The organism is Rhizobium sp. P1_B8, from assembly GCF_056406515.1.
Window position 1 is genome coordinate 202,105 of sequence record NZ_JBFTZZ010000002.1, and the last position, 22,039, is coordinate 224,143.

General features: G+C 63.2%; 24 protein-coding genes. 20 read left to right on the plus strand and 4 right to left on the minus strand.

What is annotated here, in order from left to right; translation table 11 throughout:
* The first annotated feature begins 15 nt into the window (after positions 1–15).
* Genes cobG through AC1D2N_RS04715 form a run of 4 tightly spaced genes read left to right on the plus strand, consistent with a single transcriptional unit; the run spans position 16 to position 3,522 of the window.
* Complete coding sequence (cobG, locus tag AC1D2N_RS04700) at positions 16–1,398, plus strand: precorrin-3B synthase (RefSeq protein WP_130653822.1); 1,383 nt, start codon at positions 16–18, stop codon at positions 1,396–1,398.
* 2 nt (positions 1,399–1,400) lie between these two features.
* Entirely contained in the window at positions 1,401–2,033 is a 633-nt protein-coding gene (locus tag AC1D2N_RS04705; protein ID WP_018517795.1) for a precorrin-8X methylmutase, read from the plus strand.
* Positions 2,030–2,761, plus strand: coding sequence for a precorrin-2 C(20)-methyltransferase (locus AC1D2N_RS04710; RefSeq protein WP_130653823.1), 732 nt, complete (start codon positions 2,030–2,032; stop codon positions 2,759–2,761). Before AC1D2N_RS04705 ends, AC1D2N_RS04710 begins: the two co-directional genes overlap by 4 nt.
* Entirely contained in the window at positions 2,758–3,522 is a 765-nt protein-coding gene (locus AC1D2N_RS04715; RefSeq protein WP_130653824.1) for a precorrin-3B C(17)-methyltransferase, read from the plus strand. The genes AC1D2N_RS04710 and AC1D2N_RS04715 overlap by 4 nt, the downstream gene beginning before the upstream one ends.
* Here the strand turns inward: AC1D2N_RS04715 and AC1D2N_RS04720 are convergent.
* Positions 3,486–4,256: a cobalt-precorrin-6A reductase gene (locus tag AC1D2N_RS04720; protein ID WP_130653825.1), complete on the minus strand. Its 771-nt coding sequence runs from the start codon at positions 4,254–4,256 to the stop codon at positions 3,486–3,488. The two genes, AC1D2N_RS04715 and AC1D2N_RS04720, sit on opposite strands and share 37 nt — an antisense overlap.
* On the opposite strand from AC1D2N_RS04720, the gene cbiE reads away from it, so the two are divergent.
* Complete coding sequence (gene cbiE, locus AC1D2N_RS04725) at positions 4,255–5,487, plus strand: precorrin-6y C5,15-methyltransferase (decarboxylating) subunit CbiE (RefSeq protein ID WP_130653826.1); 1,233 nt, start codon at positions 4,255–4,257, stop codon at positions 5,485–5,487. The genes AC1D2N_RS04720 and cbiE overlap by 2 nt on opposite strands.
* Before the next feature lie 4 nt (positions 5,488–5,491).
* On the plus strand, positions 5,492–6,250 hold the full coding sequence (gene cobM / locus AC1D2N_RS04730) for a precorrin-4 C(11)-methyltransferase (RefSeq protein WP_130653827.1): 759 nt from the start codon (positions 5,492–5,494) through the stop codon (positions 6,248–6,250).
* A gap of 21 nt (positions 6,251–6,271) precedes the next feature.
* Here cobM and AC1D2N_RS04735 read toward each other — a convergent pair whose 3' ends face one another.
* Together AC1D2N_RS04735 and AC1D2N_RS04740 are read right to left on the minus strand one after the other, a co-directional pair.
* Complete coding sequence (locus AC1D2N_RS04735; RefSeq protein ID WP_130653828.1) at positions 6,272–7,084, minus strand: TIM barrel protein; 813 nt, start codon at positions 7,082–7,084, stop codon at positions 6,272–6,274.
* 162 nt (positions 7,085–7,246) lie between these two features.
* A complete protein-coding gene (locus AC1D2N_RS04740) occupies positions 7,247–8,275 on the minus strand; it encodes a LacI family DNA-binding transcriptional regulator (RefSeq protein ID WP_113541888.1) in 1,029 nt (342 codons plus the stop codon).
* 131 nt (positions 8,276–8,406) lie between these two features.
* Here AC1D2N_RS04740 and AC1D2N_RS04745 point away from each other — a divergent pair, with 131 nt between their 5' ends.
* The 14 genes from AC1D2N_RS04745 to AC1D2N_RS04810 all read left to right on the plus strand — a co-directional run bounded on the left by AC1D2N_RS04745 (position 8,407) and on the right by AC1D2N_RS04810 (position 21,548).
* Entirely contained in the window at positions 8,407–9,495 is a 1,089-nt protein-coding gene (locus AC1D2N_RS04745; protein ID WP_130653829.1) for a fatty acid desaturase family protein, read from the plus strand.
* Between the two features lie 21 nt (positions 9,496–9,516).
* Complete coding sequence (locus AC1D2N_RS04750) at positions 9,517–9,831, plus strand: MocE family 2Fe-2S type ferredoxin (RefSeq protein ID WP_003553420.1); 315 nt, start codon at positions 9,517–9,519, stop codon at positions 9,829–9,831.
* Positions 9,832–9,842: 11 nt separating this feature from the next.
* Positions 9,843–11,069, plus strand: a complete 1,227-nt coding sequence (locus AC1D2N_RS04755) for an NAD(P)/FAD-dependent oxidoreductase (RefSeq protein WP_130653830.1) — start codon at positions 9,843–9,845, stop codon at positions 11,067–11,069.
* A gap of 39 nt (positions 11,070–11,108) precedes the next feature.
* The gene (locus AC1D2N_RS04760) at positions 11,109–11,924 is read left to right on the plus strand and encodes a 3-methyl-2-oxobutanoate hydroxymethyltransferase (protein WP_197728299.1); all 816 of its coding nucleotides are present in this window, start codon (positions 11,109–11,111) and stop codon (positions 11,922–11,924) included.
* Between the two features lie 29 nt (positions 11,925–11,953).
* The gene (locus AC1D2N_RS04765) at positions 11,954–12,952 is read left to right on the plus strand and encodes an NUDIX hydrolase (RefSeq protein WP_183619967.1); all 999 of its coding nucleotides are present in this window, start codon (positions 11,954–11,956) and stop codon (positions 12,950–12,952) included.
* Between the two features lie 69 nt (positions 12,953–13,021).
* Positions 13,022–13,993 carry a quinolinate synthase NadA gene (gene nadA, locus AC1D2N_RS04770; protein WP_130653833.1) on the plus strand — a complete coding sequence of 324 codons (972 nt, stop codon included), beginning with the start codon at positions 13,022–13,024 and terminating at the stop codon, positions 13,991–13,993.
* The gene (locus AC1D2N_RS04775; RefSeq protein ID WP_130653834.1) at positions 13,990–15,531 is read left to right on the plus strand and encodes an L-aspartate oxidase; all 1,542 of its coding nucleotides are present in this window, start codon (positions 13,990–13,992) and stop codon (positions 15,529–15,531) included. Before nadA ends, AC1D2N_RS04775 begins: the two co-directional genes overlap by 4 nt.
* The gene (gene nadC, locus AC1D2N_RS04780) at positions 15,509–16,432 is read left to right on the plus strand and encodes a carboxylating nicotinate-nucleotide diphosphorylase (RefSeq protein ID WP_197728298.1); all 924 of its coding nucleotides are present in this window, start codon (positions 15,509–15,511) and stop codon (positions 16,430–16,432) included. The genes AC1D2N_RS04775 and nadC overlap by 23 nt, the downstream gene beginning before the upstream one ends.
* Before the next feature lie 156 nt (positions 16,433–16,588).
* Entirely contained in the window at positions 16,589–16,741 is a 153-nt protein-coding gene (locus AC1D2N_RS04785; RefSeq protein ID WP_165403121.1) for a hypothetical protein, read from the plus strand.
* Between the two features lie 262 nt (positions 16,742–17,003).
* The gene (locus tag AC1D2N_RS04790) at positions 17,004–18,950 is read left to right on the plus strand and encodes an AfsR/SARP family transcriptional regulator (protein WP_130653836.1); all 1,947 of its coding nucleotides are present in this window, start codon (positions 17,004–17,006) and stop codon (positions 18,948–18,950) included.
* A gap of 106 nt (positions 18,951–19,056) precedes the next feature.
* Positions 19,057–19,200: a hypothetical protein gene (locus AC1D2N_RS04795; protein WP_003553391.1), complete on the plus strand. Its 144-nt coding sequence runs from the start codon at positions 19,057–19,059 to the stop codon at positions 19,198–19,200.
* A 13-nt stretch (positions 19,201–19,213) separates the two neighbouring features.
* A complete protein-coding gene (locus AC1D2N_RS04800; protein ID WP_130653837.1) occupies positions 19,214–20,476 on the plus strand; it encodes a YcaO-like family protein in 1,263 nt (420 codons plus the stop codon).
* Positions 20,473–21,216 carry a TfuA-like protein gene (locus AC1D2N_RS04805; protein ID WP_130653838.1) on the plus strand — a complete coding sequence of 248 codons (744 nt, stop codon included), beginning with the start codon at positions 20,473–20,475 and terminating at the stop codon, positions 21,214–21,216. Before AC1D2N_RS04800 ends, AC1D2N_RS04805 begins: the two co-directional genes overlap by 4 nt.
* Positions 21,217–21,281: 65 nt before the next feature.
* Positions 21,282–21,548 carry a hypothetical protein gene (locus AC1D2N_RS04810; RefSeq protein WP_130653839.1) on the plus strand — a complete coding sequence of 89 codons (267 nt, stop codon included), beginning with the start codon at positions 21,282–21,284 and terminating at the stop codon, positions 21,546–21,548.
* An 80-nt stretch (positions 21,549–21,628) separates the two neighbouring features.
* On the opposite strand, the gene AC1D2N_RS04815 is transcribed toward AC1D2N_RS04810, so the two are convergent.
* On the minus strand, positions 21,629–22,033 hold the full coding sequence (locus tag AC1D2N_RS04815; protein ID WP_112908785.1) for a helix-turn-helix domain-containing protein: 405 nt from the start codon (positions 22,031–22,033) through the stop codon (positions 21,629–21,631).
* Positions 22,034–22,039: the final 6 nt, after the last annotated feature.

A 22,039-nucleotide genomic window follows, 5' to 3' on the forward strand; every position in this document is an offset into this window, starting at 1 on the left:
GCCAGAGGATCGAGAATGAGCATTAAGGCCGCAAAGGCAAGCGACAGGACAGGCGAGGCGGATCTGCACGGTCGCCCGGCGGCAAAGATGGGTAGACGCGGCGCCTGCCCCGCCCTTGCCGCGCCGATGCCGACCGGCGACGGTTTGCTGGTACGGCTGCGGCCGACCGGCGGCACGTTGACGCTGTCGCAGTTCGCAAGCCTTGCCCGCTCCGCCGCAGCACATGGAAACGGCATTCTCGAAATCACCGCCCGCGGCAATCTGCAGATCCGAGGCCTTCGGGCCGAGACCGTCGGACAGCTCGCGACCGATATCGATGCCGCCGGTATCACCGTGCCGAAAGGGCCGGCAATCGAGACATCGCCGCTGCACGGCATCGACCCGGAAGAGATAAGCGATCCGGCCGTGATGGAAATGGCCTTGCGTGCTACGCTCCACGATCTGCTTGCCTCGCCGCGGCTCGCGCCGAAGCTCTCGCTTATCGTCGACGGCGGCGGTTCCTTCGGATTGTCAGCACTGTCCGCCGACATTCGTGTCGTCGCGCAATTCGGCGCGGATTGGCTTGTCGCGATCAATGGCGACGGTGAAACTGCAATCCCAGTCGCGATCGGTCCTGCGGAGGCGGCGATATCAGCCGTTGGCGAAATTCTGAGCTTGTTGGCGACCCTCGGGCAGGGCAGGCGAGCAAAGGATATCGACGCGACGCTTCTGCGGGCGCGTTTTCCCGCGATGGATGGCATTCAATTCATTTCGTCTCGCGCGGCAGTCATGCCGCTTGCCGGCTCGCACAGGCTTGACGACGGCAAAATCATACTCGGCGTCAGGCCGGAATTCGGGCAGATGAGAGCGCCCGATCTGGTCGCTTTGCTCGATCTGGCAAAGGCCCGTGGCGCAACAGCCATCCGGCTTGCGCCCGGTCGCGGTTTCTTCCTCATCGGGCTTTCCGACGATGCAGTGCTGGCTATGCAGATCGCCGCAGCCAGACATGGCTTCAGCAGCCAGCCTGGCGAGAATACCGAGCATATCGCCGCCTGTGCCGGCGCCGGCGCCTGCGGTTCCGCTTTCTACGAGACGCGGACCCTTGCGCGCCGTCTCATTGCCGCAGCACCTGCCCTTTTCGACGGTTCGCTGACGCTGCATCTATCCGGCTGCGCCAAGGGCTGCGCTCATGCCCGGCCGGCGCTGACCCTGACGGGCTCAGCGGAAGGTTATGGGCTCATCCTCAATGGGCTTGCGGCGGATCAGCCGGACGAACGGATCGCTGGCGGTCGGATCGATTTCGCTATAGAGAGGCTCGCCCGGTCCATCGAAGACAACAAAGACGCTGGCGAATCGACCGCCGCCTGCCTTACACGGCTCGGCGCAACCGGTGTTTCGAAGGCGCTGCGACAGGAATAGGAATGCCAGACTACGATTATATCCGCAGCGGCGATGCGATCTACGAGCGTTCCTTTGCCATTATCCGTGCCGAGGCCGATCTTTCGCGCTTCACCGACGATCAAGCCGAAATCGCCGTGCGCATGATCCATGCCTGCGGGCTGGTCGAGGCAGCGGAACATTTCCTGTTTGCCGCCGATTTCGTCAGCGCTGCGCGCGATGCGCTGAAGGGTGGCGCGCCAATCTTCTGCGACGCGGAAATGGTGTCCCAGGGCGTCACCCGGGCGCGGCTGCCGGCGCTGAACGAGGTGATCTGCACGCTGCGCGATCCCGCGACACCGGAGCTTGCGCGCGAGACCGGCAATACCCGTTCGGCCGCCGCCATGCATCTCTGGCTCGATCGGCTCGGCGGCAGCGTTGTCGCGATCGGCAATGCGCCGACCGCCCTCTTCCATCTGCTTGAACTCCTGCGCGACGGCGCACCAAAACCCGCGGCGATCCTCGGCATGCCTGTGGGCTTCGTCGGCGCGGCGGAATCGAAGGATGCATTGGCGGAAAATTCCTACGGCGTACCCTTTGCCATCGTCCGCGGCCGGCTTGGCGGCAGCGCCATGACGGCAGCCGCCATCAATGCATTGGCGAGGCCAGGCCTATGACGACAAGCGGCCGTCTCATCGGCGTTGGCACGGGTCCTGGCGACCCGGAGCTCCTCACCCTCAAAGCCGTGCGCGCCATCGAAGGTGCTGATGTGATTGCCTATTTCGCCAAGCAGGGCAGGGGCGGCAACGGCAAGGCGATCGTCGAGCCGCTGCTGAAATCCACGGTGACGCTGCTGCCGCTCTATTATCCTGTGACGACCGAGATCGACAAGAACGACGAACGCTACCAGAGCCTGATCACCCAATTCTACGATCTGTCTGCCAAAGCGGTCGCCGGGCATCTCGATGCCGGGCTGACCGTCGCCGTTCTCAGTGAAGGCGATCCGCTCTTCTACGGCTCCTATATGCACCTGCATGTCAGGCTTTCCCAGCGCTACCCGACGGAAGTGATCCCCGGCATCAGCGCCATGTCAGGCTGCTGGTCGCTTGCCGGCATGCCGATCGTCCAGGGCGACGACGTGCTTACCGTACTGCCCGGTACGATGGCTGAGACCGAGCTGACGCGCCGCCTCGCCGATACGCAAGCCGCCGTCATCATGAAGGTCGGCCGTAATCTGCCGAAGATCCGCCGGGCGCTGGCAGCGGCCGGCCGGCTTGCTGAAGCCGTCTATGTCGAGCGCGGCACCATGGCGAATGCGGCGATGGAAAAGCTCGCCGACAGGACCGATGGCGACGCGCCGTATTTTTCGCTGGTGCTGGTCCCGGGCTGGGAGGGCAACCGATGAGCGGCAGGCTTTTCGTGATCGGCACCGGTCCCGGCAATCCCGAGCAGATGACGCCGGAGGCTTTGACCGTCATCGACCAGGCAACGGATTTCTTCGGCTACGGACCCTATCTCGACAGGCTGCAGCTCCGCGACGATCAGTTGCGCCATGCCTCGGACAATCGCGAGGAGCTCGACAGGGCAGGGGCAGCCCTCGCCATGGCGGCTGACGGCGCGAAAGTCTGCGTCGTCTCCGGCGGCGACCCCGGCGTCTTCGCCATGGCTGCCGCGGTCTGCGAGGCAATCGAGAACGGGCCGGCCGCCTGGCGCTCGGTCGATCTCACCATTCTGCCCGGCATCACCGCGATGCTGGCCGTGGCGGCAAGAGCCGGTGCCCCGCTTGGCCACGATTTCTGCGCCATTTCGCTGTCTGACAATCTAAAGCCTTGGAATATAATAGAAACCCGCCTTGAACTGGCGGCAAAAGCGGGTTTCGTCATCGCGCTCTATAATCCGATCAGCCGAGCGCGGCCATGGCAGCTCGGCGACGCCTTCAAGCTGTTGCGCAACCATCTGCCTGCAGCAACGCCGGTTATTTTCGGGCGCGCGGCCGGGCGGCCGGACGAGAGCATCGCGGTCCAGCCGCTGTCGCAGGCGGATGCGTCGATTGCGGATATGGCGACCTGCATCATCATCGGCTCGGCCGAGACACGCATCGTCACGCGGCCAGGCAGACTGGACCTCGTCTATACGCCGCGTTTCATGGCGGGAGGAAACAGGTGATCGATCGCCACCAGCGCCGCCTCGACAGTTTCGACCGCTTTGACGATCGAGGCCGGAGCGCGCGCCACCATCATCACCTCGATACCGAGCAGGCGGGCTGCCTCGATCTTCGCATAGGTGGCCGCACCGCCGCTGTTCTTGGCGACGATGACGTCGATATCGTGCTGTCTCAGAAGATCGCGTTCGCCTTCCAGCGTGAACGGACCCCGATCGAGGATGTAGTCGACATTCGCAAGCGCAAGCGGCGGTTCGACGGGATCGACGCTGCGAATGAGATAGTGATGTTGCGGTGCGGCTTCCGCATGATGGGCACCCTGCCGGCCCGTCGCCAGGAAGACATGGCGGGGGGAGGGGCCAAGCGCTTCGATGGCAGCCGGAATGCTCTGCACGTCCCGCCAGCGATCGCCCGGCCGGCGTTGCCATTCGAGACGGCGCAGAGCGATGGCAGCAATGCCGGTGGTCCCAGCTGCGAAAGCGGCATTGGCCGAAATGCGCTCGGCGAAAGGGTGCGTGGCGTCGATCAAAAAGTCATATCCGCCGGCCTTCAGGAAATCGGCAAGTGCGGCAGCGCCGCCGAAACCGCCGATGCGCACCGGAACAGGCTGCGTGGCCGGTTTTTCGGTGCGTCCGGCAAGCGACAACAAAACATCGCAATCATCCCGCGCCGCGAGCGCCTCGGCCAGCAGCCGCGCCTCGCTGGTGCCGCCGAGGATCAAGATGCGGGGTCGTCCCATGTCTGATGTCGCTCCTCCGTCCGGCCAGCGCTGGCTGACTATTATCGGCATCGGCGAAGATGGTCCAGAAGGGTTGGGCGAGGCGGCGAAGAGGCTGATCGCGACCGCACCCGCCGTCTTCGGCGGTGCGCGACACCACGCACTCGCTGCCTCGCTGATCACAGGCGAAAGGCTTTCCTGGCAGAGCCCGTTCGAGCGCTCGGTCGAGGCCATCCTTGAAAGGCGCGGCACGCCTGTTGTCGTGCTCGCCTCTGGCGATCCCTTTCTCTATGGCGTCGGCGCAACGCTCTCCCGCTACGTGGCCGCAGACGAGATGCGCGCCATTCCCGGACCCTCGGCCTTCAGCCTTGCTGCCTCCCGCCTTGGCTGGCCACTGCAGGACGTCGCGACGATCTCGCTGCATGGACGGCCGATCGACCTGATCCGGCCGCATCTGCACCCCGGGCGGCGCATCATCGCGCTGACCTCAGACGAGAATGGGCCCGGCGAACTGGCTGCCCTCATGACTGCCGCTGGCTTCGGTCAGTCGCGACTTACGGTGCTCGAGGCGCTTGGCGGCGCTCGGGAACGCCAGAGAAGTTCGGTGGCTGCGGATTTCGATCTCCTGGACATCGATCCCCTGAATGTCTGCGCCGTCGATGTTGCGGCAGGGGAGGGGGCTCGCATCCTGCCTTTTGCCGCCGGGCTCGAAGACGAGCAGTTCGAGCATGACGGACAGATCACCAAGCGTGAAATCCGGGCGATGACGCTTTCCGCACTCGCGCCGCGTCACGGCGAACTGCTCTGGGATATCGGCGCAGGCTCGGGCTCGATCGGCATCGAATGGATGCTGGCCGATCCCAGCCTGAAGGCAATCGCCGTCGAACAATCGCCGGAACGGGCCGCACGGGTCGCCCGCAATGCAGCCGCCTTCGGCGTATCGCATCTCGCCGTCATTGAAGGTACGGCGCCCGACGCGCTGAAGGGCCTGCCGGAACCGGATGTGATCTTCCTCGGCGGCGGCGGCAGCGAGCCGGGTGTTGTCGATACTGCAATTGCCGCGCTGAAGCGGGGAGGGCGGCTTGTTGCCAATGCCGTGACGCTGGAGATGGAAGCGGTGCTGCTCAGTGAACATGCCAAACGCGGCGGCTTCCTCACGCGGATCGAAATATCGCGCGCTCAGCCCGTCGGCGGCATGACCGGCTGGCGGCCGTCCATGCCGGTAACGCAGTGGCGCTGGACGAAAGGATGACGAGATGACGGTGCATTTCATCGGCGCGGGACCAGGTGCTGCGGATCTGATCACGGTGCGTGGCCGCGATCTCATCGCCCGGTGCCCGGTCTGCCTTTATGCCGGCTCGATCGTCTCGGCCGAACTGCTGCAATATTGTCCGGCGGGCGCGCGCATCGTCGATACGGCGCCGATGTCGCTCGACGAGATCGAGGCAGAATATCTTCGCGCTGCCGCGGCGGGCCAGGATGTCGCCCGGCTGCATTCCGGCGATCTCTCGGTCTGGAGTGCGGTCGCCGAACAGGTGCGCCGGCTTCAAAAACACGGCATCGACTATACGATGACGCCAGGCGTTCCGGCCTTTGCCGCCGCAGCCTCAGCCCTCGGCCGAGAGCTGACGATCCCGGCCGTGGCGCAAAGCCTGGTGCTGACCCGCGTTTCCGGCCGCGCGTCACCAATGCCGAACGACGAGACACTGGCGAAATTCGGCGCGACGGGTGCCACGCTGGCAATCCATCTGGCAATCCATGCGCTGAAGCAAGTGGTCGAAGAGTTGACGCCGCTTTACGGCGTCGACTGCCCGGTCGCGATCGTCGTCAAGGCCTCCTGGCCGGACGAGCGTATCCTGCGCGGCACGCTCGCCGATATCGAGGCAAAGGTTGGGGCCGAACCGATCGAACGCACGGCGATCATCTTCGTCGGCCCCTCGTTGGCGGCGGAAGATTTCCGCGAAAGCTCGCTCTACGATCCGGCCTATCAGCGCCGGTTCAGAGGTAGAGAGTAGCGTCAAGCGACCGCGCGGCTTTTAGACCCGCGCGCTGAGATACTCCATGCTGGCGCGCAGCGCGCCGACCGGGTCTTTTAGCGCATGAACTTCCGCGGCAAAGGGTTCAAAGGAGTACGGCCCCTTATAGCCGGCCTGCAGCAGCGCCCTGACCTGTCCGGCATTGTCGAGCCGGTCGTCGCCGTCCACGAGCACGCGATGGGAATCGCGCATATCGGCAACGGATACGGAGGGATTGCTGACCCCGGAAATGTGAACGAGGCCGGCCAGCTCAGGGAAGGTCGCCGCTTCGCCGGCAAGGTGATGGTGGAAGGTGTCGTGGACAAGCCTGAAGGTCGATTCCGCGCCAAGTTCCTTGATGGCCTCGGCCGCCTCGGTCTTCGAGCGCAGCGAGCAGATCTCGAAACCGAGCGGCTCGACGAGACCGATAATGCCGGCTTCCTCCAGCATCGGCTTCAGCGCAACCAGAGACTGGCGCAGATTGGCCTGCCGTTCGCCATCGGCGCAGCCGGTGCCGTCGTTCTTCGGAACGAGGACGAGCGCCTTGGCGCCCGACGCGCCGGCATAATCGATCAGTTCCTGCGCTTCGGCGGCCCGGGTCGCATTCCACTCGTTGAAGCGCTGCAGGGCGTTGATCGAGATGATCGTCACGCCATGGCGGGCAGCAGCCTCCTTTATCGTTTCAGCTTTGGTGCCGTCGAGGATGGCATTGCCGGAAAGGTCGTTGCGGATCTCGACGGCATCGATGCCGAGCGATCGGGCCAGAGCAAAAAAATCGTCGATGGCAAGCAACGGCGCGGCCATATGGTTGAGCGCAAAACGGATCGAAGTCATGATAGGTATTTCCTCCTGATCTCCGCGTCAGGGCGGAGCGGTCCTCGTGAATGGGTCAGCGAATCTCTATCGGAATTCGCGTCGCAATCCATCCGTCATCGCCGGTGCCCGGCTTTCATTGCTGAGAGAATTTCGAACGGAATGATGGAATTCCATCACGCCTCAGATGTTCTCGGAAATATGAATATCGAAAGGCAGGAAGAGCTGTCCGGGAACAGCCGTTTCGCCGTTTTCGATGGCGCCGGTCATCAGGACCATCAACTCCTTACAGAGTGCGGGCAGGGGGGTGCCGATCGCCATGGCGACGATATCGTCGGCAAGGCCGGCTTTGCTGTCGGGCGTCAGCTCGTTGACCACGAGGACGATCTTGCCGCCGACGCCTTCTTCGCGGAATGCCGAAATTGCCCCCTCCATGCCGCCGCCGCAGACATAGAGGCCAACGAGATCGGGATGTTTCTGCAGCAGCGTCAACGTCGCCTCATGAGTGATCTCGGCAGTCTCGAGATTGATCAGCGTGTCGACGACATCGAACTCAGGCGCATTCTCGCGAAAATAGGAGCGAAAGCCGATTTCTCTGAGCTCATGGCCATGAAAGCGGTGGCTGCCGACGAAACAGGCGACCTTGCCGGGCTTGTGTGCCGTGCGCGCAATCGTCCAGGCGGCAGTGCGGCCGACCTTGCGATTGTTGACGCCGACATAGGCGTCGCGCACACCCGTGGCGAGGTCGGAAAGCAGCGAAAACACCGGAATACCGCGCTCTTTCAGCTCTTCGACCGCCGTTGTCACCGCCGGATAATCCGGGCCAACGAGAGCAACGGCCTGGTTGCGAGCGCCAAGCGTCTTGATCTTTTCGACGATCGCAGCCGGTGTCGCGGCTGACGGAAAGTCGATCTGCGTCTGGATGCGCGCGTTCGTGACCGCGCGCGCTGCGGCTTCGATCTCACGCACGAAGCTCTGATAGAAGGGCTGCATCGGCTTCTGCAGCAGGAAGGCCAGCCTGTATTGCGGCAGATCCTCGAAGACTCGCTGCTTGATCAGGCCGACGGCGTGATAGCCGATCGACTGCGCCGCATCATAGACCCGTCGCGCCGTTTCCTCACGCACCCTATGGCGGGCGTTGAGAACACGGTCGACGGTGGCGACGCTAACGCCGGAGGCGCGAGCGAGATCGGATATGGTGGGACGGCGCATCGGCGTTCCTGATGGATTCGATCATGAATGCAAGTCATTCGTGATTGTTTTTGATAGATTATATCAAGCCTGCATTGAGCGCTTTCCAAAGTCAACCTATTCTCCCAGGCAAGGGCAACGGGAGGCGGATAATGGCGACCCAGACAAAGAAGCGCGACTACGACCTTCTCGGCGAAAGCGGCCGCACCGCCGTCGAGACGGGGCTGGCGGCAGCCGAATGGTATCACACCGACATTCCCCGCAAGGAGATGAAGGCGCTGATGCAGCGCTCCGATGCGCCGGCGATCCGCGACACGGCTCTCTGGCTCGGCAGCATGGTCGTGCTTGCCGGGCTCGGCATTTATTTCTGGGGCTCGTGGGTCGCGCTGCCCTTCTTCCTCGCCTATGGCGTGCTCTACGGCTCGGCCTCCGACAGCCGCTGGCACGAATGCGGCCATGGCACCGCCTTCAAGACGCGCTGGATGAACGATGTCGTCTACCAGATTGCCTGCTTCATGATCATGCGCAATCCGGTGACCTGGCGCTGGAGCCATGCGCGCCATCACACCGACACAGTGATCGTCGGCCGCGATCCCGAGATCGCCGTCATGCGGCCGCCCGATCTTTTCCGGCTGGTGCTTAATTTCTTCGGCATCCTCGACGCCTGGCATGCGATCGTCGACATGCTGCGCAATGCCTTCGGCGGCGTCAGCGCGGCGGAAAAGACCTTCATTCCCGAGATGGAGCAGCCAAAGGCCATCCGCATCGCCCGCATCTGGCTGGCGATCTATATCGCGACGATCGCGGCCGCGATCGCCATGGGTTCGATCCTGCCGCTGATGCTGATCGGCCTGCCGCGCCTCTATGGCGCCTGGCACCACGTGCTGACCGGACTGCTGCAGCATGGCGGCCTTGCCGACAATGTGACCGACCATCGGCTGAACAGCCGCACGGTCTATATGAACCCCATCAGCCGCTTCATTTACTGGAACATGAACTACCACGTCGAACATCACATGTTTCCGATGGTGCCCTACCATGCGCTGCCCCAGCTGCACGCGATGATCAAGCACGACCTGCCGGCACCGAACCCGTCGATCTTGTCCGGCTATCGCGAGATGATCCCTGCCTTCCTGCGCCAGCTGCGCAACGAGGATTATTTCCTGAAGCGCGAACTGCCGGCCACCGCGCGGCCCTATCGCGAGGAATTTCACAACGAGCTGGCCCCGGCCGCGCAATAACGACAATCAAGGGAGGACAAGATGAGCGGAAATTGGATCCAGGTCTGCGACAAGGACGAGATCGACGAGGAGGATGTCATCCGCTTCGATCACGGTGGGCGCACCTTCGCGGTCTATCGCAGCCCGGACGACGAATTCTTCGCGACCGACGGGCTCTGCACGCATGAACATATCCACCTCGCCGACGGGCTTGTCATGGATGAGATCATCGAATGTCCGAAACATAATGGCCGCTTCAACTACAAGACGGGCGAAGCCAAGGGTGCGCCGGTCTGCGTCAATCTCAAGACCTATCCTGTCAAGATCGAAGACGGCGCCGTCTTCATCTCGCTCTGAGGGAGGCCGGCATGGCTCATTACGTCATCCTGGGCGCGGGCGAATGCGGTGCACGCGCCGCCTTCGCCTTGCGGGAAAAGGGCTTTGCCGGCGAGATAACGCTAGTCGGCGCCGAGCCGCTTCCGCCCTATGAACGGCCGCCGCTTTCGAAGGCCGGCTCCACCGATGCAAGCGATCCAAAATTCATCGCCGCGGCGGAAAAATATGTCGAAAACGGCATTCGGCTGCTGACCGGCGTGGAGGCAAGGGATTTCGATCCCGCATCCAGGACCGTCACGCTTTCGGACGGTAGCGTGCTTTCCTACGACAAGCTTCTGCTTGCGACGGGTGCCGCCGCGCGGTCATTCCCCGGCGCACAGGAAGGCAGCCGACATATTCGTTCGCTGCGGACGCATCACGATGCGGCGGCACTGCGCGATGCGATGAAGCCGGGACGGCATATCGCCATCATCGGTGGCGGCTTCATCGGACTGGAACTTGCGGCCACGGCGCGGCTGCTTGGCGCCGAGGTCACCGTCATCGAGGGGCTGGAACGCGTGCTGAAGCGTGGCGTGCCGGAGGAGATCGCTCATCTGCTCACTGAGCGCCATCGCGCTGAAGGCGTCGATATCCGCTGCGGCGTCTCCATCGGAGCGCTGACTGAGGAAACAGGAAAAGCCCTGATCCGATTGTCGACCGGCGAGGTGATCGAAGCCGATCTCGTCCTCGTCGGCATCGGTGCACGCCCGAATGTCGAGATCGCCGAAAGGGCCGGGCTGGCAATCGACAACGGCATTGCGGTCGACACCTATCTCCAGACCTCTGCTCCTGATGTCTTCGCAGCCGGTGACTGCTGCTCCTTTCCGCTGTCGATCTATGGCGACCGGCGGGTACGGCTCGAATCCTGGCGCAATGCCCAGGAGCAGGGCACATTGGCCGCGGCCAACATGCTCGGCCTTAACGAGGCCGTATCGGCGGTGCCGTGGTTCTGGTCGGATCAATACGACATGACGCTGCAGATATCAGGTCTTGCCGAAGGGGCCGCCACGCATCAGCGCCGCGAGCTCGGCGCAGGCGCCTTCATTCTCTTCCATCTCGACGCCGGCGGACGATTGATCGCTGCAAGCGGCATCGGGCCGGGCAATGCGGTGGCACGCGATATCAGGCTCGCCGAAATGCTGATCGCAGCGCGCGCCCATCCGAACCCGGCAGCACTTGCAGCCAGCGACATCAAGCTGAAATCCCTGCTGGCCGCCTGAGCTGCCCGATATTTTCACCCGATTTTTTCAAAGGAATTGATGATGAAAAAACATAGACGCGCAACCGTCGCCGATCTGCTTTCGCAAAAAGGCAAGCGCCAGCTCACCATGCTGCGCGTCACCTCGCTGGAGGAGGCGGAAGCCGCCGAAAAGGCCGGGATCGACATCGTCTCCGTACCGCCCTCGCTGCTCGGCCCGGTCTTTCGCGAGATCGCCCCCACTCCCTTTGCCATTCCGGGGCTCGAATATGGCGACCATGTCTCGGCCGAGGACTATCTGCGTGCGGCCTTTGCGGCGCTGAAGGCAGGCGGCGACGCGGTCTATTGCGCCGCAAGCCTGCAGACGATCCGGCGCATGCGGGACGAGGGTATCCCAGTCTGCGGTCATCTCGGACTGATCCCTTCGAAGGCGACCTGGACAGGCGGCTTCCGCGCCGTCGGCAAGACGGCGGCGAGTGCCGCCGAGATCTGGCGGCAGACCAAGGCGCTGGAAGAGGCCGGCGCCTTCGCCGCCGAAATCGAAGTCGTGCCAGGGGATGTCGCCGCCGCCATCAGCAGGAACACCTCGATGCTGATGATCTCCATGGGCGCAGGCAGCGGCTGCGACGCCCAATATCTCTTCGCCGACGACGTGCTCGGCGCCAATCGCGACCACTATCCGCGCCACGCCAAGATCTATCGCGACTTTACCGCCGAGCACGACCGGCTGCAGCGCGAGCGCATCGCCGCCTTCACCGAATTTGCCGAGGATGTCAGGACCGGCGCCTATCCGGAAAAGCGCCATCTCGTCGGTATCGACAACGCGGAACTGGAAATCTTCCTGCAGCGGCTGAAAAGCGAGACGGGCAATAGCTGAGGGCAAACGCGCTCTATTGCGTCGATGATGTGGGAAGCGCCGCAAAGGCGCTTCCGCTCCATTGGCTTCCGTCCCGGCCTGTGTCAGGAATTATCCGTTCGATTCATTCGGAACGGAGTATTCAGTCCCCTGTGACGATCGGCTTTGCGCATGCGGAATTGATTGCGGTGCTCGTCGCGGTGACGGGGGACGAGCCGCGCGTATTGACCATCCATTCCGGCAATGCGCTGCCGTCGGGGCCTTTCGAAATGGGTCATCGCACCCTGCAATCGGGCCTGCGCGAATGGGTGCAGGAGCAGACGGAACACCCCGTCGGCTATCTCGAACAGCTCTATACCTTCGCCGACCGCGACCGGAACAACGACATCCCAGGCGGGCGGACGATCTCGATCAGCTATCTCGGCCTCGTCAACGAGCAGTCGGGCGCCGGCCGGCCGGGATGGCACGGCTGGTACGAATATTTCCCCTGGGAAGACCACCGGCAAGGCCGGCCAGCCGTGCTTGACGAGATCATGGCGCGCCTGAGGAGCTGGGCCGATGCCGATCTGGCAAGGCGCGACCATCGCCATCGCCGCGCGGATTTCACCTTCGGCCTCGATGGCGGCGGCTGGAACGAGGATTTGGCCCTGCAGCGCTATGAACTGCTTTACGAGGCGGGGCTCGTCTCGGAAGCCGGATGCGGCGCGGAGGCCAATCTCGGCCTGGCAATGTTTGCCGATCACCGCCGTATTCTCGCAACCGGAATCGCCCGACTGCGCGCCAAGATCAAATACCGCCCCGTCGTCTTCGAGCTGATGCCGGAGAGCTTCACGCTGCTGAGGCTTCAGCGCACCATCGAGGCGTTGGCGGGGCTGACGCTGCACAAGCAGAACTTCCGCCGCCTCATCGAACAGCAGGAACTGGTCGAGGAAACCGGCGGCACGGAAAGCGAAACCGGCGGCCGGCCGGCCAAGCTTTTCCGCTTTCGCCACACCGTGCTCGAAGAACGGGCGCTGGCAGGAACGAAATTACCGCTCTCCCGCAATTGACATATGCTCACCGTGAGAATATCTCTGTGCCTATGATATGCTCACTTGGAGCATAATTAGGAGCCGGTCATGAATTATCCTGTTTCCGCATCCTCGCTCTACGAGCGCGTCAGCCGCGTCATTCCCAAAGCCGAATGGATGACGTTCGAAAATGACGTCGACGCGATCCTCGAGCTCAAGCGCCGCCGCAACGCCGTCATTCTCGCGCATAACTATCAGACACCGGAGATCTTCCACGGCGTGGCCGATATCGTCGGCGACAGCCTGGCGCTCGCCCGCAAGGCAATCGAGGTCGATGCCGATGTTATCGTGCTTGCCGGCGTGCATTTCATGGCCGAGACCGCCAAGCTGCTGAACCCCGAGAAAACCGTACTGATTCCGGATCTCGCCGCCGGCTGTTCGCTGGCGGATTCGATCACGCCCGAGGATATCGCCCTGCTGCGCCAGGCCCATCCGGGCGTGCCCATCGTCACCTATGTCAATACCTCGGCCGCAGTGAAGGCTGCCTCCGATATCTGCTGCACCTCGGGCAATGCCAAACAGGTGGTGGAATCGCTCGGTGTGCCGAAGGTGCTGATGATCCCGGACGAATATCTGGCGCGCAACGTCGCCCGCGAGACTGATGTCGAGATCATCGCCTGGCACGGCCATTGCGAAGTGCATGAACTCTTCACCGCCGAGGACGTGCGCCAGCTGCGCGAAAACCATCCCGGCGTAACCGTGCTCGCCCATCCCGAATGCCCGCCCGATGTGGTGGCCGAAGCTGATTTCGCTGGCTCCACCGCTGTCATGTCGGATTATGTCGGCAGGCAGAAACCGGCGCGCGTCGTGCTGCTCACCGAATGCTCGATGAGCGACAATGTCGCCGTGCACCATCCCGATGTCGAATTTATTCGCCCCTGCAATCTCTGCCCGCATATGAAGCGCATCACCCTTGCCAATATCCGGACGGCACTCGAGGAAAACCGCCACGAGGTGACGGTCGATCCGGCAATTGCTGTCGCCGCGCGCCGCGCCGTCGAAAGGATGCTGGCGATATGACCGAGATTCTCGAGCATCTTGCTGGACGCACGGTAATCGTCGGCAGCGGGCTTGCGGGGTTGATGACCGCGCTGACGCTGGCGCCCGAACCTTCCGTGATCGTCACCCGCGCGGCCCTTGGCGCGGAAACATCGAGCGCCTGGGCGCAGGGCGGCATCGCCGCCAGCGTCGGCGCCGACGACAGTGCGGCGCTGCATCTTGCCGATACGCTTGCCGCCGGCGACGGGCTCTGCGATCCGGCCATTGCCGCCGACATCATCGCCGAGGCACCGGCAGCGATCGCCGCGCTGCAGCAAGCTGGCGTGCGGTTCGACCGGAATGCCGCAGGAGACCTCTCGCTCGGGCTGGAGGCTGCGCACAATCGCCGCCGTATTGTCCATGCCGAAGGCGATGGCTCGGGTGCGGCGATCATCGCCGCGCTGATCAAGGCGGTGATGACAACGCCTGCCATCACTGTCCTCGAAGGTTTCGAGGCGCGGCGGATTCTGATGGACGGCGAGCAGGTCGCCGGCCTGCTCTGCGCGACCGCGAATGGCGCCGCCATTCTGCCGACTTCACGGGTGGTGCTCGCGACCGGCGGCATCGGCGGGCTTTACGACGCGACCACCAATCCGATGGGCAATTTTGGCCAGGGGATCGCGCTCGCAGCAAGGGCCGGTGCCGCGCTCGCCGATATGGAATTCGTTCAGTTCCATCCAACCGCACTCGATTCACGCCGCAGGCCGCTGGCGCTCATCAGCGAGGCAGTGCGCGGGGAGGGGGCTTTGCTCGTCAACGAACGCGGCGAACGGTTCATGGCCCGCATTCCAGGGGCCGAGCTTGCACCGCGTGACGTGGTGGCGCGGGCGATCAGCGCCGAAATCGCCCGCGGCGGACGAGTCTTTCTCGATGCCCGCGATGCTCTCGGCAGCCGCTTTGCCGCTCGCTTTCCTGTCATCTCGAGCCTTTGCGGCGAGGCCGGCATCGATCCGGCGAGAGACCTCATTCCTGTGCGCCCGGCCGTTCACTATCACATGGGCGGCGTGGCCACGGATGCAAATGGCCGCAGTTCGGTTCCCGGTCTCTGGGTCGCCGGAGAGGCGGCCTCGACCGGCCTGCACGGCGCAAACCGGCTTGCCAGCAATTCGCTGCTGGAGGCAGCTGTCATGGGCATGCGGGCGGCACGCGACATTTCAGGCATGCCGGCAAGTGATACCGGCACTATCTCCGCTGGGAGTCTCCCGGCGCCGACCGATGCGTCATTCGTGCGGCCGATCGTCTCGCGCCATCTCGGCGTGCTGCGCAATGCCGGCGCCATTCACGGCGCGATCGCCTCCCTGCTGCCGCTTGCCGAAGGGAACGGCGCTGCGGCCGATCCGGCCATCGTCGCGCTGCTGATCGCCGTCTTTGCCAGCCTGCGGATGGAATCGCGCGGCGCCCATGCCCGCACCGATTTTCCGCTGAAGCTCGCCAATGCCAACCGGCGCCAGATGCACCTTTCCCAAGCGCTGGAGATCGCCCGCGCGACGCCGCCCTATGCCCTTGCAAGGAGTGCCTGAGATGAGCCTCGTTCCCCTTCCGCGCCTGATCGTCGAACCCTTGGTGCGGGCCGCCCTTCTCGAAGATCTGGGTCTTGCCGGTGACATCACCTCGGCCTCGGTTATCCCTCGCGATCATCGCTCGACGGTGGTGATGGCGGCCCGCCAGCCGGGCGTGATCGCCGGTCTCGAGGCGGCCGACCTCGCCTTCGCCCTCGTCGATCCCGAGATCGTCATGCGCCGCCATCTCCAGGATGGCGACGCGGTAAAACCCGGCGACGTGATCGCCACCATCGAAGGCCCCTCGCGTGGCCTGCTGAGCGCCGAGCGCACCGCGCTGAATTTCCTCGGTCACCTCTCTGGCATCGCCACAGTGACGGCAGGGATCGCCGCCGCCATCATGGGCACCAAGGCTTCCGTCGCCTGCACGCGCAAGACGACGCCGGGCCTCAGGGCGCTGGAGAAATATGCGGTGCGAGCCGGTGGCGGCATGAATCACCGTTTCGCGCTTTATGACGCAGTGCTGATCAAGGACAATCACGTCGCCATCGCCGGTGGGGTCGCTGAAGCGATCCGCCGGGCGCGGGCAGGCGTCGGCCATATGGTGAAGATCGAGGTCGAAGTGGACACCCTCGATCAGCTGCAAGAAGCGATGGACATCGGCGTCGACGCCGTTCTGCTCGACAACATGACGCCCGATCAGCTGCGCGAAGCCGTCGCCATCGTCGCCGGCCGAGCCATCACCGAAGCATCCGGCCGGGTCACGCCGACAACGGCCGCCGCAATCGCTGCTTCCGGTGTCGACCTCATTTCGGTCGGCTGGCTGACACACAGCGCCCCGGTGCTGGATATCGGGCTCGATTTCGTCGAAGCCGCGGCCGCGACGGAGGTTAGCCCGAAACGGATTGCACAGGTGCTGTGACCCCTCAGGCCTGCTTCGGCTGGACTTCTTTGTCGCTGTCGAATTCCAGCAGTTCGATCATGACGCCGAGATCGGGCACCGTGTCGCAATAGGCATAGCGCCCGTGGCCACCGTCGAATTCGCCCGAAGGGCACCACGACGGAAGACGATTGGGCTGTGACCGGCGACGGCATCATCGACTGGGAAAAATTCGTACCACTCTTCCGCGAGACAAAGGCTGAGCATATCGTCACCGAGCATGACAATCCGGCCGACTGGCGCCGCTTCGCCCGGCGTGCGATCGAGCATATCAAGGCGCTCAGCCTTTAACGCGGCCGCGAGTTGGGAATAGCGGGTGATAAGGACCATCGGCAGTGGAAATAACCTGCCGCCACGACACGCAAACGGCATCCTCACGACAGTGTTGGCAAGCATCTCCTCCCCGTGTGGCGCGAGAATATGCAAATATTCGATGAAAATTCTTCTTTTTAAAGCAAAACCGCTATGCGTCGGCCTCTTATGGCTCTAACATGCTTTGGATTGGCCGGTGCGTTTGTGCGCCTTGGCTTTCAGGGGTGAGAACCGAGATGCGATGGACATCCGGCAGATGCTGACGAACAGGCTATGCCTGCTCGGAAGACCGCGATTGCTGGCGGCGGGGACGGAACTCCCCTTGCCGGAGAAGTCTTATTTTCTCCTCGCCATGCTCTCCGCCGAACCCAATTTCGAACTCGACCGCGAAACCGTCAGGCGACAGCTCTGGCAATCGGAACTGCCGGAAAAACGGGCCGGCAGCCTGCGCCAGCTCCTGGCGCGCATCGAGCAGAGCGTTCCCGCCGGCCTTCCACAGTTGCTTGCCGCGACCCGAACCCATATCGGTCTTGCCGATGGCTGGGAGGTCGATGTTCATATCCTGAAACAGAAAGGGCCACTCGCACCCGAAGACAGCGGCCTGCTGAACGGCGAATTGCTCGAAGGCGTCAAATCGCCGACGCAGGGCGCCGAGGACTGGCTGACCTTTGAGCGCCAGCGCGTCGACGAACTGCGCTCCGCCCATCTCACCCGGCTGGTCGAGACATCAGAAGACAGATCTGATGAAGAGCAGGTCACGCTCGCCAGGCGCCTGCTGGAACTCGACCCTGCCAGCGAGACGGCCTATCGCGCCTTGATGCGCACCTATGTCAGGATGAACGATCCGGCAGCGGCGCGTCAGGCCTATCTGAAGTGCAAGAGCCAGTTGAAGGACGATTTCGACACCGAGCCGGAAGAAAGCACCACCGCGCTTGCCCGCGAACTCAACCTGGTGCCGGCAGCACAGGCGACGTCGGGACATCCTCAGTCGACGCATAACCTTTCCGCCAATCCGGTCGGCCAGCCGCGCATCATCATTCTGCCGCCGGAAAGTATCTTCACCGATCCGCTGATGGAGCGCGTCGGCAGGGCCCTTCTCGAAGACGTCACCATCGGTCTCAGCCAGCAGCGCGGCTTCAAGGTGATCGCGGCGCATACGAGCCTGGAGATCCTCAGCCGTTCGATCGATCCGTCGCGTGCAGTGCCCGGTCCGCTCGACCTCAGCTTCGACTATGCGGTCTACGTCACCATCCAGGGCCGCGACGAGGATGTCTTTGCGACCTGCCGCCTGACGCGGACGACGACCTCGGAAGTGATTTGGGCCATCGAACTGCCGCTGGTCATGCAGAAGATCAGCGAATCCTTCGCGCATCTGACGCGGCGGATCGTCTCCTCGCTCGCCGACACGGTCGAGCGCCACGAACTGGCGATACCGATCGGCGAGGCGCCGCCGTCCGCCTACCGTCTCTACCTGGAAGGCAAGCGGCTGATCGCCCAGACCGATCTGCAGCATCTGCGCCAGGCGCGCAAATGGTTCAAATCCTCGCTCAATCGTTATGAACATTTCTCTGCCGCCCATGCCGGCATGTCGCGCGCGCTCGGCATGGAATGGCTGATCCGCGGCATGCGCGACAAGGAACTGCTCGACGAGGCGAACGGTGCTGCCCGGCAGGCGCAGCAGTCCGACCCGAACAGCGGCCGGGCCTACCGCGAGCTCGGCTTCGTGGCGCTTTATCGCCGCCGCTTTGACGAAAGCCTGGAATATTTCCAGCAGGCCCAGGATCTCAATCCCAACGACGCCGACATCCTCGCCGATTTCGCCGATGCGCTTTCTCATGATGGCGATTTCGATCGAGCGCTGGAGCTCAGCCGCGCGGCCTTCAAACTCAATCCGCTGCCGCCGGACTATTATTACTGGAACCTCGGCGGCATCCACTTCATGCGCGAAGAATATGAAATGGCGATCGAGGCGCTGGAACCCGTGAAGGCGAAGCAGGCAACGGCCCGTCTGCTCGCCGCCTCGCATGCCATGGCCGGCGATACGAGCAAGGCCAGGAATTACGCCAGGGTGGTGTTGGAAAACTTCCCGGATTTCCGCAGCGAGGACATCCGTCATTTCGTCCCCGATCGCGATCCCGCCTATACGGAACCGTTGATAAAGGGCCTGCATCTTGCCGGTCTTCCCTGATTGCATCGCCTTTTAACGAAGCCTGTAACGCTTAAATGACGCAGGCAATGTTTCCCTCCGATGGCTAACGGCAGCAAGGCGCTGCCCCACCAATCGGAGATGGAACATGAAGACGAATGCTGAAACCACTGCAGCTCAGACACAGTCTCTGCGCTTTTCTGCCGCCGCCAGGGCAGCCCTGAAGCAGGACGAACTCAACGTTTCCGCAAATGCGCTTGAGAGCCTGACGCATGCGCTGAGGTTCCGCTAAGGAACAGATCGGTATGTCCGCTTTCACCGACCTTGAAACACTAGCCGGTGACCTTAAACGATCATCGGCCGGTGTCAGCGATTATCATGACCGCGCGGTCACGCCGGCTCAGACCCTCGCAGCCATCAGGCCGCATTTGCGCGAATTCGGCATCACGCGCGTCGGTCTCTTGACGGCACTCGATGTCTTGAACATCCCCGTCGCTTTCGCAACGAGGCCGAACAGCCATACGCTTTCGGTCTTTCAGGGCAAGGGTATCGACAATGATGCCGCCATGACCTCGGCGGCGATGGAAGCAGTCGAGACGCGGATCGCCGAACTTGCCCCCGCCGATCTGACGCAGGCGACGGTCGAGAGCATGCGGGCGGAGCGGGCCACGATGATCGATCTCGACAATGTCGCACGCTGCGCGCCCGACGAGATCGCCAGCAAGCCTATTCCCTGGTGCACGGGGCTCGACATCCTTTCCGGCAGCAGCGTCTTCGTGCCCTGGTGGCTCGTCGGTCTCGATCATCGCGGCGAGAGGCCGCCGGGCTTCGAGCAGTCGAGCGACGGGCTTGCCTCCGGCAACACGCCCTCCGAAGCTGTCCTGCATGGGCTTTGCGAGCTGGTGGAGCGCGACGCCTGGGCCTTGACCCAGCTGAAATCGCCGGAGCGCCTGAAGGAGAGCCGCGTCGACCCTGCCTCCTTCGGCGATGCGGTTATCGACGTCATGACCGACCGGATCACACGCGCCGGCATGAAACTGCTGCTGCTCGACATGACGACGGATATCGGCGTTCCCGCTTTTCTGGCAGTCATCATGCCGGGCAATCTTTCCGACCGTGTCGACGCGCGCTGGTCGCATGTCTGCGGTGGCTGCGGATGCCACCCCGATCCCGTGCGCGCCGCGCTGCGCGCCATCACGGAAGCGGCGCAGAGCCGGCTGACCGCGATCGCCGGCAGCCGCGACGATTTCTCGCCGCGCATCTATCAGCGGCTCGACCGGAGCGCGGCGATGCAGCAGGTGGTCGAACTTTGCGAGGGCGACGGTCGGATGCGCGCGTTCCACGACCGCCATCGCCGCCCGGCGACGATCCAGGAAACCATCGCCCATATTGCCGAGCGACTGGCGGCGACCGGCATCGAGCAGATCATCGTCGTGCCCTTTCCGCATCGATCCCTGCCGATCTCGGTCGTCAGAGTGATCGTGCCGGGACTGGAGGTCGATATTTCGGGCCAATACATTCAGCTCGGCATGCGCGCGGTCAACACGATAAGAGGAGCCGAATCATGAAGGTGCTGTTTGTCGGCCCGAGCCTTGGCAGTGATCTTGCCGCGGCAAGAGCCATATCTCCTTGCATCGACTTCCGGCCACCTGCCGCCGCCGGCGATATCTTGAAGGCGGTTCGGGACGGCGCCACTGCGATCGGCCTTGTCGACGGCTATTTCGGCGATCTGCCTTCGGTCTGGCACAAGGAAATACTCTACGCACTCGAACATGATGTCGCCGTTGCCGGCGGCGCCAGCATGGGGGCGTTGCGGGCAGCCGAATGTGCCCCCTTCGGCATGGTTGGGCTCGGCTCGATCTTCGAAGATTATGAGTCCGGACGGCTGCTCGACGATGAGGCCGTCGCGCTGGTGCATGCGCCAACCGAGTTCGGCTGGCTGCCGCTTTCCGTACCCTGGGTCGATTTCGAGCCGACGATCGACGCGCTTCACGCAAAAGGCGAGATTTCGCCCGGCGAGCGCAAGAAGCTATTGCTGGCCGGCCGGTTTCTGCATTTCTCCGAGCGCACCTATGCGAAGGTGGCCGACGAGTGCCATTTCCGCAAGCCGCGCCGCGACCATATCCTCGCCGCCGTCCGCGGCAGCCGCGTCGAGCGCAAGCGCGACGACGCGCGACTGGTGCTGGAATGGCTGAGCCGGGATAAATTCCTTCCCGTCAACCGTGACTGGCGCTTTGCCGCGACCTCACATTGGGAGCTCTTGCACGCCGAAGTCACGCGCAATGCGGTTCCTGTAACGCTTGAATAACGGTCGCGGCGAGATGATGCAGCACTGATGGAATCGTAGGGTTCCACGACCAAGAGGCGGGAACGATGCTTGATCAATACAAAGAGGGTACCGGCAGCGAATACGCAAGGATCTTCCGGCTGCTGTCGGCAGCCAAGGATGAGGCTGAAAAGCTCCAGCTGCGCAATCTGACGCACCTGACGAACATGGCGCTGCTGCAGGTCGTCATCGATTGGGACGGCATAGATCCCGACAGGGAGCTTGACGTCAATCTCGAGAAGCTGCTCGGCAGCAAAGCCAAGATCGCAATGAAGGATGCCAGCGAGAATCTAATCCTGATCGATCGCCATTGAGCCCGATCGATTGCTATTGATCCCGATCGATCGCGATTGATCCTCATGCGGTCCGTTCGGAGCGCGTGAAGGCAACCGGTCTATTCGGCCGCTTCGGTGTCCAACTCCCCGGTTTTGGCAATCGCCTGGACGAGCTTCAGGATCTTCTTGCGAAGCGCTTCGTTCTTGATCGAAAAGAACGCCGCATTGAGAAGCACACCTTCGCGCGAAATAACGAATTCTTCGCTCGGAGCGGTATTGTCGTTGGCCGTGTCAGGGGTCGACAGGTCGTCAAAAAACGTCCTGACATCGACCTTCAGCGCACCGGCGATTTCGACCAGCATGCTGGCGGAAACGCGGTTGGAACCCTTTTCGTACTTCTGGATCTGCTGGAACGTTACGCCAACACGATCGCCCAGTTCCGTCTGAGAAACTTTCCTCAACAGACGCTGGATACGGATCGTCTTTCCGACGTGAACATCGACGGAATGCGGTTCTTCTTTCATTTCATT